This window comes from Aphanothece stagnina RSMan2012, from assembly GCF_046764815.1.
In the GTDB taxonomy this organism is placed as follows: Bacteria; Cyanobacteriota; Cyanobacteriia; order PCC-6307; family Cyanobiaceae; genus NIES-981.
Genome location: NZ_JBKOUC010000015.1, coordinates 25,023 through 41,643, shown reverse-complemented (window position 1 = coordinate 41,643; position 16,621 = coordinate 25,023). Strand labels below are relative to the sequence as shown.

14 protein-coding genes, 1 tRNA gene and 1 pseudogene are annotated in these 16,621 nt (G+C 58.5%); 10 read left to right on the top strand and 6 right to left on the bottom strand.

Features of this window, described 5'->3' with window-relative positions:
- Nucleotides 1–37 precede the first annotated feature (37 nt).
- Nucleotides 38–1,243 carry an MFS transporter gene (locus tag ACLNEE_RS11245; RefSeq protein ID WP_412007107.1) on the top strand — a complete coding sequence of 402 codons (1,206 nt, stop codon included), beginning with the start codon at nt 38–40 and terminating at the stop codon, nt 1,241–1,243.
- Here the strand turns inward: ACLNEE_RS11245 and ACLNEE_RS11240 are convergent.
- Both ACLNEE_RS11240 and ACLNEE_RS11235 read right to left on the bottom strand, forming a co-directional pair.
- Nucleotides 1,214–1,870, bottom strand: a complete 657-nt coding sequence (locus tag ACLNEE_RS11240) for an HAD-IA family hydrolase (RefSeq protein WP_412007106.1) — start codon at nt 1,868–1,870, stop codon at nt 1,214–1,216. The genes ACLNEE_RS11245 and ACLNEE_RS11240 overlap by 30 nt on opposite strands.
- Nucleotides 1,867–2,997: a TIGR03364 family FAD-dependent oxidoreductase gene (locus tag ACLNEE_RS11235; RefSeq protein WP_412007105.1), complete on the bottom strand. Its 1,131-nt coding sequence runs from the start codon at nt 2,995–2,997 to the stop codon at nt 1,867–1,869. The genes ACLNEE_RS11240 and ACLNEE_RS11235 overlap by 4 nt, the downstream gene beginning before the upstream one ends.
- A 245-nt stretch (nt 2,998–3,242) precedes the next feature.
- Here ACLNEE_RS11235 and ACLNEE_RS11230 point away from each other — a divergent pair, with 245 nt between their 5' ends.
- The 3 genes and pseudogenes from ACLNEE_RS11230 to ACLNEE_RS11220 form a co-directional block, all read left to right on the top strand.
- Nucleotides 3,243–5,270: a hypothetical protein gene (locus ACLNEE_RS11230; RefSeq protein ID WP_412007104.1), complete on the top strand. Its 2,028-nt coding sequence runs from the start codon at nt 3,243–3,245 to the stop codon at nt 5,268–5,270.
- Between the two features lie 248 nt (nt 5,271–5,518).
- Nucleotides 5,519–5,594: transfer RNA gene (locus ACLNEE_RS11225), tRNA-Ala, on the top strand.
- A gap of 17 nt (nt 5,595–5,611) precedes the next feature.
- Nucleotides 5,612–5,713: pseudogene (locus ACLNEE_RS11220) on the top strand (GIY-YIG nuclease family protein); the annotation flags it as partial.
- Between the two features lie 63 nt (nt 5,714–5,776).
- On the opposite strand, the gene ACLNEE_RS11215 reads toward ACLNEE_RS11220, so the two are convergent.
- A complete protein-coding gene (locus ACLNEE_RS11215; protein WP_412007149.1) occupies nt 5,777–6,916 on the bottom strand; it encodes a hypothetical protein in 1,140 nt (379 codons plus the stop codon).
- Between the two features lie 521 nt (nt 6,917–7,437).
- Here ACLNEE_RS11215 and ACLNEE_RS11210 point away from each other — a divergent pair.
- Nucleotides 7,438–7,620: a hypothetical protein gene (locus tag ACLNEE_RS11210; protein WP_412007103.1), complete on the top strand. Its 183-nt coding sequence runs from the start codon at nt 7,438–7,440 to the stop codon at nt 7,618–7,620.
- 905 nt (nt 7,621–8,525) lie between these two features.
- On the top strand, nt 8,526–9,140 hold the full coding sequence (locus tag ACLNEE_RS11205; protein WP_411421347.1) for a hypothetical protein: 615 nt from the start codon (nt 8,526–8,528) through the stop codon (nt 9,138–9,140).
- 1,144 nt (nt 9,141–10,284) lie between these two features.
- Here ACLNEE_RS11205 and ACLNEE_RS11200 read toward each other — a convergent pair.
- A complete protein-coding gene (locus tag ACLNEE_RS11200; RefSeq protein WP_411421345.1) occupies nt 10,285–10,764 on the bottom strand; it encodes a GNAT family N-acetyltransferase in 480 nt (159 codons plus the stop codon).
- An 89-nt stretch (nt 10,765–10,853) separates the two neighbouring features.
- On the opposite strand from ACLNEE_RS11200, the gene ACLNEE_RS11195 reads away from it, so the two are divergent.
- Both ACLNEE_RS11195 and ACLNEE_RS11190 read left to right on the top strand, forming a co-directional pair.
- Nucleotides 10,854–11,669 carry a PEP-CTERM sorting domain-containing protein gene (locus ACLNEE_RS11195; protein WP_411421344.1) on the top strand — a complete coding sequence of 272 codons (816 nt, stop codon included), beginning with the start codon at nt 10,854–10,856 and terminating at the stop codon, nt 11,667–11,669.
- Between the two features lie 177 nt (nt 11,670–11,846).
- Nucleotides 11,847–12,488, top strand: a complete 642-nt coding sequence (locus ACLNEE_RS11190) for a PEP-CTERM sorting domain-containing protein (RefSeq protein WP_411421343.1) — start codon at nt 11,847–11,849, stop codon at nt 12,486–12,488.
- Nucleotides 12,489–12,509: 21 nt separating this feature from the next.
- Here ACLNEE_RS11190 and ACLNEE_RS11185 read toward each other — a convergent pair whose 3' ends face one another.
- Entirely contained in the window at nt 12,510–13,307 is a 798-nt protein-coding gene (locus tag ACLNEE_RS11185; protein WP_411421342.1) for a hypothetical protein, read from the bottom strand.
- Between the two features lie 208 nt (nt 13,308–13,515).
- On the opposite strand from ACLNEE_RS11185, the gene ACLNEE_RS11180 reads away from it, so the two are divergent.
- A complete protein-coding gene (locus ACLNEE_RS11180) occupies nt 13,516–14,409 on the top strand; it encodes an AraC family transcriptional regulator (RefSeq protein ID WP_411421341.1) in 894 nt (297 codons plus the stop codon).
- Nucleotides 14,410–14,482: 73 nt separating this feature from the next.
- On the opposite strand, the gene rpoN is transcribed toward ACLNEE_RS11180, so the two are convergent.
- On the bottom strand, nt 14,483–15,868 hold the full coding sequence (gene rpoN / locus ACLNEE_RS11175) for an RNA polymerase factor sigma-54 (RefSeq protein WP_411421340.1): 1,386 nt from the start codon (nt 15,866–15,868) through the stop codon (nt 14,483–14,485).
- Nucleotides 15,869–16,024: 156 nt separating this feature from the next.
- On the opposite strand from rpoN, the gene ACLNEE_RS11170 reads away from it, so the two are divergent.
- The gene (locus ACLNEE_RS11170; RefSeq protein WP_411421339.1) at nt 16,025–16,621 is read left to right on the top strand and encodes a riboflavin synthase; all 597 of its coding nucleotides are present in this window, start codon (nt 16,025–16,027) and stop codon (nt 16,619–16,621) included.

The following is a 16,621-nucleotide window of genomic DNA, read 5'->3' as shown; positions in this document are numbered from 1 at the left end:
AAAAAAATGCCCCGTGGCCTCACGAAAGTTTTGGACGATGATCGCCCTTTTGGTGATTGGATATTCGGGCTTTTACCTGTGCCGTTCCCACTTTAGTGTGGCCAAGCCGCTCCTTCTCGAGACGGTGCCGGGGCTCGATAAAGCGGCGTTGGGGCTCATCGCCTCGGTCGGAACTTTGTTGTATGCCCTGGGGAAGTTCATCCACGGCCCGCTTGCCGATAAGTGGGGTGGAAAGCCGCTGTTTTTGTACGGATTGTTTGGGGCCATCGCGTTCACGCTTTTGTTTGGCTTAGGGGGGCCGCCGCTGTTCATGCTGGCCTGGTCGGCCAATCGATTTGTCCAGAGCGCCGGCTGGGGTGGCATGGTGAGGATCGTGAGCCAGTGGTCTACCCCGCAAAAATACGGGCTGGCCATGGCGGTCGTGAGCCTGAGCTACCTGTTTGGCGATTTTCTTAGCCGATTGCTGCTGGGCTATTGGGTGGGCCTGGGGGCAACCTGGTCGCAGCTGTTTGTCTGGTCGGCTATGGGTCTGGGATTGATCGCGATTCCGGTGGTTTGGTTGCTTCGTGAACGCCCCGAGGGCGCCGAGATGGTGCCCGCCACGGCCCCGATTCAAAGCGGTACCGCATCGGGCGGAGGATCGATCTTTGCCCGTCCCGACTTTTGGATGGTGTGCTTCCTCTCGTTCTGCTTCACCCTGCTCCGCGAAACATTTAACGAATGGACGCCCACCTATCTCAACGAAGCCGCCGGGCTCGCCAAGGCGGCGGCCGGTCAGGCCAGCTCCATCTTCCCCCTGTTTGGGGGTCTGAGCGTGCTGGCGGTGGGGGCCTTCAGTGACCGAATCGCCCGAGAAACGAATCCCATGCGGCGGTTGGCCGTGGTGCCTTACGGATTAGGCTTGACCGCCGTGCTTCTTGGCATTTTGGGGCAGGTGCCTGGGCTCAATCCGGCGGTGACTGTGGGACTGGTTGGCCTGATCGGCTTTTGCCTGATCGGCCCCTATTCGCTGCTGGCGGGCGCGACATCACTTGATTTTGGGGGCTCGCAAAAGGCGGCCAGCGCGGCCGGGCTCATCGACGGGGTGGGCTACATCGGCGGCATTTTGAGCGGGTGTGCCGTGGGGAGCCTGGCCCAAAACCTGGGTTGGGCCATGTCGCTTTCGGGTCTTGGGGTGATGTGCGCCGTGGTTGCCCTGGGGACGGGCCTCCTCTTAAAGCATCAGGCCCGGAAGTTCGGATAGGTGCTCGATCATGGCGTCCGGTTCGTGAGCCGCCAGTTGGTCACGGGTGTGGGTTCCGTACAGCACGCCCACCACGAATCCGGCCCCGGCGGCCCGGCCCTGCTGGATATCGGAGGGCGTATCGCCAACTTTCGCAATTTCAGCGGGGGTGACTCCTTGCCGCTCCGCCAAGGCCAGGAGCATATCCGGAGCAGGCCGGCCCTGCGCGACTTCGTTGCTCGCAATCGAATCATCGATGAGATCGCGCCACGGCATCCGCCCGATCACGACATCGGTAATGGCACGATCGAACCCGGTATCCACCGCGATTTTAAGTCCAGCCGTCTTGATTTGGTCCATCACTTGGGTGGCTCCCTCAATCTCGTCGATGCCGGGATCGGTGCGGTAGATCTCGATCATCAAGCTTTGGAATCGAGCGTGAATCGCTTCGACATCGCCTGTTGTGCCGTGGGCGGCCAACAAGTGCGCGATGGCCACCGGTTTCGGAATCCCCATCACGGCATTGACTTCGGCGATGGAAGCCGCTACACCGAATTCTGCCAAGGCCGCCTGGAGCGCACCACCCACGGTATTGGTATCCCGGACGGTGGTTCCGGCAAGGTCGAAGACGACGAGTTTCGTTTTCATGCGCTGATCAAGATCTCCGATTTCAGGCGTTCGGTCACTCCGAACGAAAGGGTCATGCCGGTGCCAAAAAGGTTGAGCGCCCACACGCCATCATCCACCTGAGATTGCCAAAAGGGCAGTGTGGGATGGGTGGGGTAAGTGCCGATCCATCGCTGATGAACGGTGTAGTTTTCGCGCGGTAAGAACTCGTCCATGGCGGTCAAGATGAGTTCATCCACCGCTTGCTCGCCGTACACGGGGTGTGCCCGCCCGTAAGTGTGACTGTCGCCTACGGTCAGCGAGCCGTCTCCATGTTCGGCAACGAGAATGTGGATGCCGTGCGCGACTTGGTCAGGCCATTTTTGGGCGTGAAGTTTGCGTACGGAAGGAAGCGACGGGCAGTCGCGAAAGTTCTTGTAGTGATCGAGCGTGAGCCCGGCGCAGAGGTGAATGCCGAGTTCTTGGCGCTTGGGTTTGGGGGTCAGGCGCAGCATTTGCAGGTGGCAAAGATCGATTCCGGCCGCCTGAGCTTGCACGCCCAAATGTTCAAACAAAGCCGGGCCTGCACAAATCACCACCGCTGATCCACGCACGGTTTCTCCCCCGGCCAGAGTCACCTGTCCGGAGCGGATGCGGGTGACGGTGGCTCCAAAGCGGATGGTCACCCCCGCAGAAGCGAGCGAAGAGGCGAGGCGGTGAACGACCTCTCGTGGATCGACCGCATGCTCGGTTTCGCTCAAGAGCGCTCCCTTAAGTCCGTCGCGGCGAATGGCGGGGCAGCGAGCATGAGCCTGCTCGGGTGAGAGGAGGGTGCGGGGAAGTCGGTCAGCAGAATCAGCGGCAAATTCGCGCAAGACGGCCATCTCCTCGTCTTCATAGGCCAGGTGAAGCGAGCCAGAAGCGCGGTGCCAAAAACCCGCTTCGGCCGCCGCGATTTGCCAGAGCTCCCGACTGCGCAGCGCCAGGGCCTCGATCTCGGCGTTTGGCTGTCCCACCGGCCAAACCATTCCAAAATTGCGGACGCTTGCGCCTTCGGCCCGCACCGAGCGTTCGAGGACGCAGACGGATTGTCCGGCGCGATGCAGGTGCCACGCCAGCGAGAGCCCCGCAATCCCCGCCCCGACAATCACAACATCGAACTTCGTCACCGATTCATCTTAGCCACACAAATGTTAAGGTTGTTGATTCACGGCCACCACGGAGAATCTGGCCTCATTTTGTTGCGGAAATCGGGGCAATGCTTTGCTATGATTTATGCATGATCTCGTCATTGATCGTGCTCGGAACGGGCCTGGTGACGCCGAGCGAGCCCCTCCCCTCTCCCGCGTTTGCCGCTCTGCTGGCTTCGCCTCAGGCTTCAAGATGGCTGGGGGCGAAGACATTTGGGGGTCGCGTGACCCTGGAATCAGGGGGCAGTTACGCGGCGATTGAGGAAGGGGATGGCGGGTTGCGAAGTGAGAAACAAGTTTCGGGTCGAGATTCGATAACCCTGAATCTGAATCTCAACCAAAAGTCGGTCGCAGGCCAGGTTCTCACTTTTCGGGGTGAGGCTCAACTGAAATGGGAGGTGGAATTCTCCCGGCGGGAGGTAACAAGCGGATCGGGGGGCTCTTCCAACCGCCATGAGTTTGGGAAGCACCGCAGCGCAAAGACGCTCTCGCGTCCGGCGACGCTGACCTTGGACCTCGGTCGTGGCACTTACGCGCTCATCATTGAAGCGCAAGAGCAGTTGATCGTGCCGTACAACGTCACGACTTCAACGTATATCCCCGGAGATCGGCTCAATACGAGGGTGACGGGTACCCCAAACCCGGCGCCCGTTTTCACGCGCGTTCTCAATTCGATCACGATCAAGAATCAGGGGGCAGATCTACTGGAGTGGGGGCCTAGCTACCCCTTAGCCGTCGAAGCGACGCTGGATGCAGCGGCCATGGGAATGCCCAGCCTGGACGGGCGGCCCTTTGCTTTGCCCGCTCAAGGCAACACCATTCGGGGTCAGCGGACTTTGCCATTGCGGCTCCAGCTTTTCGATCAGGTGTTTTCGCCTAACTTGACCAAAGCTTGGACGCTGACCGCCGACCCCAAGCCCATGAAGCTGGAGGTGGAGATTCCCGGGCACCGCGAGTGGATGCCCGAAGCCGGCGGCCCCACCGGGGCGGCCGGCAACACGATCAACCTGCGGGCCCGGGTGCTCAATGAAGACGGTTCTCCGAGCCAGATCACCCCAGAGAAGGTGGAATTCAAGCTCATCAATACAAGCCGCGAACCTGGCGCGGCCATCAATGCGCCCTTGGAGAGTCCGCGCCTCGACCCGGATCTCCAGTTCAGCCCCGCGCAAAACCCGAAAGGCGTGATGGCGGATCAGGGTCAGTCGATCACCTTTGATTTGGCCACGGCGGGCCCCGTCACGACCGCTGTCCTCACGAGTTACGACTTCGGCGGCTTTACCACCGTCGAGGTGCGGGCCATCCTGCCGGGCGGCCAAGAATTGACTGGTCAGCTCAAAACCGGAGAGCCTGACATCTTGATCCCCCATCGTCAGCCCGGGAGCCGCATCGCGACGGCTTTTGCCGCGACAGGAGGCGACTTGGATGACGATGAGAGTGTGGATGGCAACGCCTATCGGGGAGATGGTCTTTCGCGATACGAGGAGTATCGCGGTCTGTTTGCGAAGGGGGCACATCGACGGCTCGACCCAAAAACCAAAGAGATTGCGGTCAACAATCGCACCGGAACCTACCAAGAGGCACAGGCAATTTTCAAAACTGCTTCGGGCGTGGATGTGGTGGAAGTGAACGACCCGGAACTGAAAGATCGCCAGCTGAACTTCAATTCCGAAGAGGGTCAAGTAGTCAAGCAATTTGGGCTTGTGATGCAGTTTGTCGATACCCCCATTGCGCCTGGGGTCATTGGCCATACCGTCTTCCGGAACGGGCACGACGAGGCTAATCGGTGGCCCGCCAATGTTTTGCGGATTGATGTGACCCGCAATGCGGTGGATGACCCGGTGGGGATGGTTGTGGACACAATTGCGCACGAATTGGCGCATGCCTGCGGAGCCGAACACCACGGCCCCGAATTTCCGGGCGAAAGCCCCCATGTCCTCACCCCTCTTGACCGGCTGCTGAATGCGGATGGCTCGCCTTACGCCAACAGGCCGACCGAACTGAAATCGACCATCAACATCCCGGGCGGTTTGAGTTCGGGAGACCCGCAATGTTTGATGGCCTACCCAAAAGGATCGTGGGTGGCCCGCCGCAACTCCGAGGGCGGATGGAACTTCACTCGCGCTCTCGAGCCCCAGGTTCGGCGGGTTCGATTGTGTAGATCTACGGCGGCGACCGGCTACAACACGCTGCCTCATAACTGTGGCGATGCGAGTTCAGGAAATTGTTTCGGAATGATTCGCCTGCGACCGTAAGGCTTGGTTTGATGCGGGCGGCCTAGCGAATGCACCGCTCATCGCCCATAATTTCTGCGATCGACGTCGGACTTTGTGAAAAGCTCGTCCGCTCGATGGGGGCGTAGCCGGGTGGCGAGAGCATCCCGTCCTTGACGGGACAGGGGGCTACGATCTCAAAAACTGACAATCTGGGGGCGTAGCTGGGTGGCGAGAGCATCCCGTCCTTGACGGGACAGGGGGGCTACGATCTCAAAAACTGACAATCTGGGGGCGTAGCTCAATGGCGAGAGCACCTGCTTTGCAAGCAGGGGGTTAGGGGTTCGAGTCCCCTCGCCTCCACCAGACTTCTCATCCTTACCGTGTTCACGGTTTACATTCTTGAGTCCGCTTCGTCGGGGCGGTTTTACGTGGGTCATACGGTGGATTTAGAAGACCGCCTTCTTCGCCACCAGCAGGATCGTTCTGTTTCCACGCACGGACGCGGGCATGCAGTTGGCTTTCTCGTGCCCCCGACAAGCCCGCCCTTAGCGCAGATCCTCACACGTGTTGGGCGAAGACGGCCCGTAAATCAAGTTGTGGAGAGTTCCTGTTTTCGGATCGAGAGCCTTTGGCTTAATCGTCAGGAAAGGGTTGCCAAGAAACAAGACGCCAGACACGGTATCGCCCTTGGGGTACTCACGGTGCATTTCGGCTTCAGCCGAGGCTTTGAGGGCGAAGTAGGCTCTTCCCAAATAATCTCCCGCGAGAACTCGCTCGTACAAGGCCTCTTGTCCGTAGACCATTCCGACGCGAACGTTACCAACTAACGCCTGGCCAATGCCTTTGCCAAATACCCAACTCATGCCGGTATTCCGCCCCCGTTCTACAGACTGGTTCTTCATCCAGTTGCAGTTCGAGCAACCGTGATTGACGGTAAAGAGTGCGCCGTTTGCGATGTTGGCGATGTCTTTCGATCTCAGTGGGCCCGCGCTGGTTTCTTGCTCGAGAGGCGACGAATGAAGCTGCACATAAAACATCGTATAGGCACGCCGGGCAAAGGCACCGTAGATCGTTTTTGGTGTCGCCTCTTGGGAGTTCAGTACGTCCACGCCATCTTGACCAAAAAGCTTCTGTCCAACATTTGCGGAGAACTGATTCGCGCCTTCCGGCCAATCTGAATCGGTCACCGCCAGGGCTCTGGGTTCAATCTTGAGCTTACCGGTGTAATAGGCATGCGTTTTTCTCAAAAATCTGCGCAATACCTCGATCCCATCGTCGGTTTCTCCCTCAACTCCCCTGAGATTGGCCACCCAAACCTTTAACTGCGGAGTTCCGATATAGGTCTCAGGAATCCCGTTCCCGTCTCGATCTTTGAATTTGAGATCGTAGTCCTCGTAGTAAAGAGGGTTCGGGTTGTCGAAGTCGTGCATGTGGAACCGATGCATGGGCATCGCTCCGACAAGAATCACGCCGGAAATCTGCTTGTTTTGGTGGAGGGATTTGACGCTCGTTCTCACTTGAGCCGGAGTCGTCCAGGTGCCTTCAACGATTTCCAGCGTCACCGGAAATCGCTTTTCAACATCGGCTTTGTATTGTCGGATCTCGTTGCCCAGCAACGCGTATGTTTTCTTGCGGACGAGGATGGCAACCTTATCCTTTGGTGCGGCATGCGCTCCCACGGCCAAGCAAGCGGCGAGAACAAGAAGAAGGGCGCGGACTCTTCCCATGGCCGCGCAGACTACCACAGGCATTCCGCTTTTGTGGCGTCGAGCGAAAGATAATTAATCTGAACTGTGTCTCATCATATCTCCCTTCTCCTCGGTGGAACTGTACATACAGCCTGTAACTTTGTTCCTGCGCGGCTCCATGCTTTCGTTGGAGATCACACCGGCGATTTTTCACATCGCCTGGCAAAACATCGTAGCGGTCGCCCGGCACTTGTGCGAGCCCTGGGCTCACCTGACTTGCAATGCGTTGAATCGGCTCATGCTCCGTAATCTGTTGCTATTGCTGAGGAAAGCTCCGAGTTTTGTATTCCGAATGAATATCAGGCCATCGAGGGGGTTAGGTCATGTTCGTATTGAGAGCTGACCTTTATCTCGACTCAATCCGTCGGGGGTCAGTTCTTGGAGCGGATCGCTAGAAGACGCACGTGAAAGATGTTCCGCTTCCCCAGTCAACGCAAATTGGACAATTTGAAGCATCCGTGAACCCGGGCACGATCACCATGGTGTATGATAAAGAGAACAGGATGGTGGTTCATAACCTTAACGGAACCTTGACCACCTACACCTATTCTGCCGATGGCCTGAAGCGGGCCGAGATCACTTCCGCCGGAACCACGACGCTTGTGTGGGATGGCACCGACTACTTGCAGGAGCGCAGTTGACATGCCCGTAAACACTTACATCACGGCCAATGGCCGCATCCGACGCCGAATTACAACCGACGAGGGGCGGATAACGGATGACGTTACGGTAGTAACCAATGCGTTGGGTTCGGTGGTTGCGACCTACAAAGATGGCTGGCTGACCGCCGACCGTAGCTACGACCCTTACGGCGAAACCCGGGCCGAATGGAATGATGTGGGTCGCTTTGGCTGGGTGGGGGGCCTTGGCTACCGTGAAACTCGGCGGGAGTGGGTAAGTCACTACGTCCGCGCCCGTCATTACGGCTTCACCATGGGGATGTGGACAAGCGTCGATCCGCTCTGGCCGACGGAGGCTGCGCTAAGTTATGCCACAGGGCGCGTCACGAGTTGGGCCGACCCAACGGGTAAGTGGGTGCCTATTGCTTGTGCCATAGCGTGCGGAACCTCAGCGGCATGTGCGGCTGGTGTCTGGATCGCCTGCGGGCAATTAGCCGGCGAAGAGGAGTTTTGGGACTGCACCAAAGATTATATTGCCTCGCTTCCTCCGCATTCGCAAATTGGGTGTGGAGCTGCCGCTTTAGGATGCTTGGCCTGTCTGGTTGTAGCATTCAGGGGTTGCCCTAGGCCGACCCCAGTTACGCCGCCGGTTCTCCCGACGCCTACCCCCGTCCTACCTCCGCCCGTAATGCCACGCCCGGTAATGCGCCCGCCTACACCGGCCAGTAGACCTGCTAGCGGCCCCAGACGAGGTACGCCGCGACCTTCCGACAAAAGTATACCGAAAGGGCGGCGCTATCGAAACTGCAGATCGTTTATGAATGGATGTTATAGGCACGTTATTCCAGGTACCCTTCGGTGGCAACGCGAACACGCCTGTGACGAGTGCTACAAGTACTGTAAACGTAATGGTTTGAAGAAGCTGAATGAAAATGACCGATGTAGATTCTGGGAGCATTGACGTGATTGACTCGAGCTTTTGGCTGGAGCATCTGCCTCGATTGCGAGAGCGAGAGGGTCATCTGGCGCAGGACGAGGTGGAACAGGTAACCAGTCTTTGCACGCGCTGGATTCCTGAATTGGAACGCATTTGTACTCACGCAAACGCTTCCGAGTTCGATCTAGAGCTGACCATCCTCCTACATGCAGTTGACGCCGTTGCCCCTCAGGCTGATCAGGACTTTCTGATTCGCATGTTGGATTCTGAAATTTGGCACTTTGATGATCTAACTTCTTTCAAGGCGTGGCTTTTTTCTATTATGATTAGCGATCGGAGCGATCAAGTTTTCGATCATGTAATGCAGGTTGTGCAGGCTGCCGATGCGGTTCACATGCCGCCATTAACGAGGGCCCTTAATTCGATAGGAAGTACAGTTGTTTATTCTTGGTTGTTTGCTACAATTTCCACCGCGTATGGAAAGCCTTGTAGATTTCCGATCTCGCCTAAAACGTTAGAACGGCATCGATCAGTTGCGAGCAGCATCAAGGATCTAAATGGATTTAGTCTTCTTGCCGAGTCATACGGAAGCATCCAGGACTGAACCCCATCTGAACCAAGTTGGTGTTTCCTTTGGCCATCTTTTATCCGTAGGCGCTGGCTTGTTTTATGATCACCTTGAGCGGGCATGAGGCCTCCAGCCGTGGAACGAATTACGATAGAAACAAAGGTCTGGGAGCGGGATTGGGCGACTCGGCTTTTTTCGTCTGGATGCCCACTTGTCTTTGACCTCAATGAAATCGAGTGTCATCGAGCATTCTCGCAAGCTGGATTTACTTTCAGTCTACTATTGTCCAGCAAATAAGTTGCTTGCTGACTGCAAGCATTGTCCGCCTGGGTAAAGTGACGGAAACGTTGTGGCAGCCTTTGTTACCGACATGAAACAGAAAGCTTATTCACAGTTTCGGTGCAGCTTTGCGCTCAAGACCGTCCTGACGCTATTTGTCTTCGGATTCTGCATCATTCAAGGGTGTTCGCTTCCCAAAAAGACGAGGAGCGGTAGTTCCATCACTCAGACTACATCCGACCATTCTAAGGCGAAAAGTACACAGACGTTTTTGGTAGCCCCAGCAGAGGCACCAATTGAAACAGCTCTGCGAAAGATTGGTAAGTACATGCCGCTCAACACTGAAGTACTCATTCTGGAGGATTTTACTGTGTTCTCGGACGGTCGAGCACTCCCCGATGGAAGTCCACTTCCCAGTTTTAAAGTTGGGCGTGGAGCTCAGATAAAGTTCGGAAAATCGCCAGAACCAGTGGCTCGTTTGGAGTGGCAGGATGAAGGCTGGATGCTGATTGGAGATGTGAGCCTCGGCACAGATCCAGACGTAGCAACCGCTTGGGAGTCTCTGTTTGGATCGGTGTCAGTGCCCATACCAAAATACGTTTGCATTTATAGCAGTGTAACTCAGGTCACATTTTCGACTCTAGATCTTCCTAGTATGCCAGGAGATAACAGAATCTTCTACTTCGACCGGAAGTCTAAACGACTAGAAACGCGGCAAGGGTTCTAGTATTCCTCGGAATGGATGTTCGTGTCTAAGTACAAAGCTGCGGCGGGCCCCACTAGGGCCAGCGAGATAGAACTCAGCAAGGATTACCTCTGGGTTTGGCCGGTTAGATAGTCACCCTGCGGTCGTTCGCCAACATCATTCGCACGACCTTTACCTACGAGAGAATCGAGCAGCTCACTCGCCAGGAAGTGGCAAGCAAAACGCCCGATCTCCGGATGCCTCGGGGGCTTGCTCCTGAAATCCAGAGGCCAGCATGAGCCGAGCCGAGGGGATGTTGTCCGGGTCGCAGTAGCCCCAAATTTCCGTCAATCCGGCTTGCCGTATCAGCTCAACCACCTGCGCGAGCGCGGCTCGGGCAATGCCCTGGCCCTGAAACGCCGGAAGAATGGCGAACCACACGGTGGCGCGTCCGTCGTCGTGTTCAAAACCGATCCGCCCGGCCCACGCACCCTGGGCCTCGATCACGAACTCCTGCCAGGTTGGAAAGTCGCCGCTGGCCCACGATTCCTCAGCTTCCCGAGCGTAGCGCTCCGCTTGCTCAAGGTCAAAAACGTCGTACGACTGGTAGCGGTTGACCTCGGGTCGGCTCTCCAGGTCAAACAGCATCGGGGCGTCGTGCTGGGCCATCGGGCGCAGTGTCACATCGGGGTTCATAGCGGGATTTAACCTGCCGGAGAGGGAGGGTGCCTCCGCCCGCCTGGCCGCCAGCCTGGGCCGACCTGGTAAGAGTACTGGTTTTTGCGATGATCACCGCAAGCGCCATGTATAATCAAGTTGCGAAACGTTTCGCAATGTGTTTTACCATGAGAAGTGTGTGCTTTTCCCGAACAATGATGTTTGCGTTGGCCGTGTCCGTGTCGACTTCTGCCTTTGCCTTCATCAACAACTACACCCAGGATTTTGAAGGCCTGGACCGCACCTCGTCGACCGCTCTGGGCGGCGATGGTTGGAGGGTGTTTGGCAACGTCTTCAATCCCGATGGCTCCTATTTCGGCGGTTACGGCGTGTTTCCGGCCCCCAACGGCGGCCCCGGATTCTCCGCGATCGTCACCGGAGAGGGCGGAGCGACGCAGGGCCAGAACCAGCTGAGCATCTACAACGACTACAACAACCCCGAGCACACCAACGGCAGTGGTCGAACCATTGAGTCCAACGTGTTCCAAGAGCGCACGATTGCCGCCGGTGATCTGGGACGCACGTTCAACTTCACCTTCGATTACAAGGCGTCGAGCACGAATGGCCCCAGTGGCGTCAGCACGGCTCAGGCGTTCTTTAAGGTGCTGAACCCGAATAATAACTTTGCGCTGGTTTCGTTCCCCACGTTTGTTACCACCAACGCTTCAACGAGTTGGTCAACCGGCAGCCTCAGCATCACCATCGACAACGCCTGGACGGGTCACATCTTCCAGTTTGGCTTCATGAACACGGCCGTCAACCTTAGCAACACGACCGTGTTTTACGACAACATCAGCATGGTGGATGCCATCCCCGAGCCCTTGACCATGAGCGTGTTGGCGGCTGGTCTCTTGGGCTTGGCCGCTCGCCGTCGCCGCAAGTAAGCCCTGGCTTCTCAGGGCTGAACCGTCCCCCGTTTGCACCGTTGGTGGTGAAGCGGGGGATTTTTCATTTGACCGCTCCCTGGCAATTCGGCCGGGAAACCGGACGTTCAATCGTGAAAAATCGCAAAAGCTTTGGAAACTTGATTTGCGGGCGTCGGACATGTTTATAATGGTTTCATGCGTATTGCTTTTCTTTTCGTAGGGGTTGTCCTCAGCACCGCGTCGTTCGCGACCTCAATAACCATCTCAAATCACAGTTTCGAGGCCCAAACTCTCGGGAGCGGGAGCTTCTTCTATTCCCCGACCCAGATCACCGACTGGTCGAGTACCGCGACCGGAGGTGCCGACCGAGGGGTCTGGAACACAGGCGCGCCCGGTAAAGATGGCAACAACATCGCGTTTGCGTATGCCAACAATGCTTTTGCCCAGCAGCTGACGGCGACGGTTCAGGCCGATACCGTTTACACCTTTCAGTACCTGATGGGCCGCTCGGGAGGGGCAACGCGAGGCACGGCCGAACTTTGGGCGGGCGGAACCTTGCTGAACGGTGTGGTCACCGGCGGCACCCTGTTGGCGGGACAGACGCTGCAAATCAACCAGAGCAGCATGAGCGAGTTGAGTCTCACCTACACCTCGCCGACTTCGGGCGCGGTGGTGGGTCAGCTTCTGACGATTCGATTTGCGGGAAGCACGATCCCGGGTGAGAATTATGTGAGTTTCGATAACGCCCGATTGAGTGCGGAAGCAGTTCCGGAACCGGCCACCCTGACGGTGCTTGCGTTGGGGGCTTTGGCGGCCGCTCGGCGTCGCCGCAAGTAAGGGTGATTTTGGGGATGGGGCCTAACGCGCTCCATCCCCAAACCAAAACTCCACCGCGTCTTCATCAACCCCATGCGCGCCGCGCCATGCGCGAGCGGGGAACTGCGTATCGTCGCGCGGGTTCCCGACCTGGGTTTCGGTGAAATCAATCCAGCGATGGAAGTAGCTCATGGGGGCTCCGGCCGAGTCCCGCGGGGCAAGGATCCCGGCGGCGGCCAGCATCTCGACGACCCTCACGCGATGCTCGGGGTTTTTGATCCCAAGTTCCTTTAGGCTTTTGGCTAACTGAGGGGCCGTGGTTCGGGGGTCGGCCTCGCGGCAGATCTCGAGCAGGCGCTTGACCCGCGCCCATTCCGCTTCATTCGGGGCGGGAAAAAGGGGAAAGCGGGCAAAGAAGTTCAGGTGGCTGGTGACCGGGAGGACGGAGAGCATCGGACCGTTCATCAAGAGGCCGGAAACATCTTCGCCCGGTGACCAAGACGCAAGCTCATCGGTTCGCGAACCTTCGATGCGGGGAAGGCCACACACCGCGCACACGTACGAAAGATCGCCCGCTGTGTTCGGGTGAGGAACCAAGTGGCGGGCAAAGGCCGCACTGCCCAGAATGCCCCACCAGTCGGGCCGATTCCACGCGAGTCCAAGCGCAAACGCGCGACCCGCCTGCCTGAGATCGACTTGGTCGCGGGCCGTAAGCAGCCGGGCGATCGTGGCATCGTGTCCGGCCCGTTCGTCGGGTTGCCAGTAGCCCTTTTCCTGGGCGTAGGCGAGCTCTTCGTCACTTGGGGCGGGGAGCGGCTCCTCGTGGGTGAACGGGGCCATGGCCCGCTGCCAAAGACTATCCAGCGTTCGTTTGGCCCGGACGTCCAAGCTATGTTCGGGAGCAAACCTGGCATCGAGCTTTGCGGGCATACGCTCATTCTAGCGAAGCGCCGGCTGAGCATCTCGCCAGAGTCTGAGTGCCGTTCCGGAAAATGCGCACAATTGATCAGACCCCGGCGGTTCCGCTCCGCTTATCATCTTTCCAGGCATGAGACAAGACACCGCCCGCGATTATCGCGCTCGACTGGAAGCGGTCATTGAACTTCTGGTAAGCCGCCTGGATGCGCCGCCCTCGGTGGCCGAAATGGCGGAAATCAGTGGATTCTCCCGGTTCCATTTCGGTCGGATTTTTGGGGGCGCCCTGGGCGAATCCCCGGGCGATTTTTCGCGCCGGATCCGGCTGGAGCGAGCCGGGTATCTGCTCCAAAACTCCAAGCTGAACGTTTCAGAAGTCAGCCTCGAGGCGGGCTATGAATCCCTGGAGGCGTTCTCCCGGGCGTTTCGCTCGGTTTGGAAAATGAACCCCTCCGACTACCGTCCGCGCGATGGACGGTGGGAGATCCAGGCTGCTTCGGGCATTCACTGGGATCCCGAGACCGGTTTTCGGCCACGGCCTCTTGTTCTTGCGCCCGGAAAGCCTATGCAAGCCACCCTCACTCATGAACCCCTTCGCCACTTGCTGGCCATGCGCCATGTGGGCCCGTACCATGAAATTGCCCAGACCTTTGAAAAGTTGGCCGCCTACGTCCACGGTCAAGGACTGGCCATCGGCGAAAGTCTGGCCGTCTACTACGATGATCCGGGGGTGACCCCGGCGCACGAGCTGCGCAGCGATGCCTCGTTTTTGGTGGGAGAAGATTTTGAATTGCCCGCCGGACACCCGGGCGCTTTGCATCTCACCCAGATTCCCGCCGGTGAATACATTACGGCCGCCCATATCGGCAGCTACGACGGGCTCGGTGATGCTTGGTCGCGCTTCATGGGCGAGGCGGCTCCGGCTTTGGGGCGCCCCATGGGGCAAGTGACCTTTGAAATCTACCGGGGCGATTGCAGCGGCGATCCCGCAACCTGGCGAACCGATCTCTACGTTTCGGTGGTCTAAGCCCCCAGTCGGCCTGGCGAGTCCGGACTGGGCTCGCCAGGCTGGCCGGATAAGAATGTTGGCAATCGACGAGTTACGCCGAACGACGCATTCGGCTGGAGAGCAGTTTGGTGCGATCTCGATACTTGTTCACCGTGCGACGCGCCACTTCGACCCCCTGCTCGGCCAGCATCTGGGCGATGCGTTCATCACTCAGCGGGCTGTCCGGATTCTCGTTCGCCAAAATCTCTTCGATCATCTTTTGCACCCTGAGCGCGGGCTTAAAGAACACATCAAAGCTGATGACATCTTTCGTCACAATTTGCACGAACTTGCCGTTGGTTGCCCGGCTGATTGTGCTTTCGTGAACGCCCAAATCTTTCGCCACCTGACTCCGCGTGAGGGGCACCAAAAAGCGGTACTCCCCGGTCCGCACAAAGCCGCCCTGACGCTCGATGAGGTACTTGCCGACCTGCGCCAGTTGCTTACGCCGTTGCCCCAGAGCTTCAAGAAATCGCTCGGCGCGATCGGTGAACTCCATGATGTGCCGTTTCTCGGCCGGGTCGATGCTGGCCCCTGAGGCGATGTGTTGGCGGGTTTTTTCGTAGGCCCGGTTCACGCGAAGGTGAATCGGCGACGGTCCAGGCACCTCCACGACGTAGCCAAACTCGTCCAACAGAATCACAACGTCGGGCTGGGCGGCGGCGACCCGCTCTTGCCGCTGGGGAACGTGGTGCCGGGTAAAACTTTCGCCGGGGAAGGGATCGAGGCCCAGAATGACCTCAAACGCTTCTTCCACAAGTTCATCCGGAGCTCCGGTTTGCCGACTCAGAGCCCGGCGATTGCGGGCGACGAGTTCATCCCAGTATTTGCGCACCATCATGCGAGCCAAGCGCTCGGCGTCGGTGGACGGGGAGCGGAGTTGCAGCGCCAAGCATTCGCGCAGATCGCTTGCACCCACTCCGGCGGGTTCGCAGTCTTTGAGCGCCTTCAAAGCCTCCTCAGCCTCTTCCAGCGTCACATCGCAGTCGAGCGCAGCATCTTCTACGGTGCAGTTGAGGTAGCCACGCTCGTTGAGCGACCCCACGTAGTAAACGCCGACGGGAAGCAGCTCATCCGACAGCCGAGAACGGAGCTGGGCCATCAGGTGATCCCAAAGGCTATCCACGCTGGTGGCCATATCCACCCAGTCGTGATCGGTTTGGCCATCGGGAGGCAGGGAGCGCTGAAGCTCTCGATTCTCGCCGCTTGGCTTGAGTTGATCGGGCGCGACGGCCCTCAAAATCTCCTCTTGCAGCACCGGATCATCGTAATCGTCAATGCGCTCCAGGGCCGGATTCTCCATCAGCTCCGATTCAATGGCTTGCTCCAGCTCCGCCCCGCTGAGTTGCAGAATCTGGCTGGTCAGAACCACCTTCGGGTCTACCCGTACCTGCGTCCCTACGCGCAGTCCGGTTTTTTGTCGTAATCCGTTGAACACCGTTGACTTGCTCCAGCCCTCCCTTCCGTTGCGAGGGCGTCTCCTGTCCTGGTTATCGGCGCAGGTCGGGGCGGTGCTCCACCGATCTTTGCTGGGTTTTCCCGGGCCGGGGACAATTGGCACGGATCGCCCCGCCCGGCAGGTACACCCCCAGGCATGTTCACGGGATTGGTGCAAGTTGTGGGTCGGGTTGAAGCGGTGGAGGGCTTACGGTTGCAAGTGGTGGCCCCGCCCCTGTGGCCCCCGGCCCATGATCCTTGGCAAGAAGGCGAAAGCATCGCGATTCAAGGGGTGTGCCTGACTTACCTTCCCGATGCCTCGAATCTTCTCACGTTTGACTTGAGCGAGGAGACGCTGGCCCGAACCACCCTCGGCGACTTGCGCCCAGGTTCGCCGGTGAACCTAGAGCGCGCCATGCGTCCCAACGACCGGCTGGGCGGGCACATTGTGCAAGGTCACGTGGATGCCACGGCCACGGTGGAATCGATCGCCGAGCATGAAGGTTCGTGGACGATGCGCTTCCGGGTGCCCGATCGAGGCGGTCGTTACTTGATTGACAAGGGCTCGGTCTGCCTCGATGGGGTTTCGCTGACCGTGGTCAGCCCGGTGGAAGACACGTTTGAAGTCGCCATCATCCCCCACACGTGGGCCAACACCTCGCTTTCCGCCCGGCAAGCGGGGGACCGGGTCAACGTGGAGTTTGATGTTTTGGCGAAGCACGTGGAACGGTTGCTGGAGTACCGGGGGCGGTAA

Excerpts from the sequence above, each read along its gene's own strand:
- ACLNEE_RS11240 (WP_412007106.1), bottom strand. The coding sequence starts at position 1,870 with ATGAAAACGAAACTCGTCGTCTTCGACCTTGCCGGAACCACCGTCCGG.
- ACLNEE_RS11195 (WP_411421344.1), top strand. The coding sequence starts at position 10,854 with ATGATCACCGCAAGCGCCATGTATAATCAAGTTGCGAAACGTTTCGCA.
- ACLNEE_RS11190 (WP_411421343.1), top strand. The coding sequence starts at position 11,847 with ATGCGTATTGCTTTTCTTTTCGTAGGGGTTGTCCTCAGCACCGCGTCG.
- ACLNEE_RS11170 (WP_411421339.1), top strand. The coding sequence starts at position 16,025 with ATGTTCACGGGATTGGTGCAAGTTGTGGGTCGGGTTGAAGCGGTGGAG.
- ACLNEE_RS11245 (WP_412007107.1), top strand. The coding sequence starts at position 38 with ATGATCGCCCTTTTGGTGATTGGATATTCGGGCTTTTACCTGTGCCGT.
- ACLNEE_RS11185 (WP_411421342.1), bottom strand. The coding sequence starts at position 13,307 with ATGGCCCCGTTCACCCACGAGGAGCCGCTCCCCGCCCCAAGTGACGAA.
- ACLNEE_RS11205 (WP_411421347.1), top strand. The coding sequence starts at position 8,526 with ATGAAAATGACCGATGTAGATTCTGGGAGCATTGACGTGATTGACTCG.
- ACLNEE_RS11180 (WP_411421341.1), top strand. The coding sequence starts at position 13,516 with ATGAGACAAGACACCGCCCGCGATTATCGCGCTCGACTGGAAGCGGTC.
- ACLNEE_RS11200 (WP_411421345.1), bottom strand. The coding sequence starts at position 10,764 with ATGAACCCCGATGTGACACTGCGCCCGATGGCCCAGCACGACGCCCCG.